The sequence below is a fragment of the Pseudoalteromonas sp. SR44-5 genome (assembly GCF_014163675.1).
GTDB classification, from domain to species: Bacteria; Pseudomonadota; Gammaproteobacteria; order Enterobacterales; family Alteromonadaceae; genus Pseudoalteromonas; species Pseudoalteromonas rhizosphaerae.
Genome location: NZ_JACJDT010000137.1, coordinates 1 through 969, shown reverse-complemented (window position 1 = coordinate 969; position 969 = coordinate 1). Strand labels below are relative to the sequence as shown.

Below are 969 nucleotides of genomic sequence, written 5' to 3'. Positions count from 1 at the left end.
TTTGAACGGTTACTGACACTGCACGATGATTTAACTAAATTAATGTCAGGGCGAGGCTATCGTAAAAATGCAATGAGTTATAGTGATGCTGATATCCAAGGTGTTCTTGAACGTTATGCTGATGGCGCAGTTGTTAAATCACCTGAGTATGTCATTAAGCAGGTATGGCATAATATCACTCGCGCCATGCAAGAAGTTTGGCAAGGTGAGAGCAGCCCGTTAAGTCATTGGTTAATTGACCTCGGCATTAAAGAGATACTAAACCTTACGCAAGGGAGAACTCATAACTTTCCGTTAAGCTTAGGGTGCAATGAAACCATAAAGCACAGATTCATACCTGGCGTCGCGCTTTGGCGCCAGCGCCAAGCACTGAACTTAGGTCAGCAAGACAGCGAAAGACACCACGTAACCATTAGCAGCGATACCATTAGCAGCCAAACCTGTGCAGGTAAAGCTATCGCAATAGAAAACGAAGACATCCGTTTTCTTATTCCACACACAGTGTTAGAGCAGCTCGCGCTTTGCAAGCAATTAGATGATGGTAACGACATGCGCCAGGCAATAAGCCTTGCAACACAAGATACTTGTACAGCCGACACTCTTTTTCCATATCACGATAAGCCACTGAGTTTTGCCCACATTGCGTGTCATGGTATAGCGGATGAAGACAACGCTGGCGGTGCTAAACTGATGCTAGATAGGCGTAGCATTACCTCAGATTCACTTGAGCGCATGAAAAATACGGTTGATGTTACTTTTTTTAACGCGTGCATTGCGGGAACCACTCAAGATGATACAAAAGGGGAGCATCATGGGTTACTTGTACCACTTTTAACCAAAGCACATCAAGTAATCGCCTCCACCTTACCATTAGATGATGTAAAAGCGAGCTATTTTGCGGTCCTGCTGTTTCATTATTATTGGCGAGAAGGAAGAGTACTGAGCGAGTCTGTCACCTTAGCCAAAAAA

The 969-nt window shown here is 44.4% G+C and carries 1 protein-coding gene; it reads left to right on the top strand.

Translation table 11 applies throughout. From position 1 onward, the window contains the following. Nucleotides 1-969 (top strand): hypothetical protein (locus tag H5154_RS22850; RefSeq protein WP_182719743.1); only part of this gene is annotated, 969 nt, incomplete at both ends.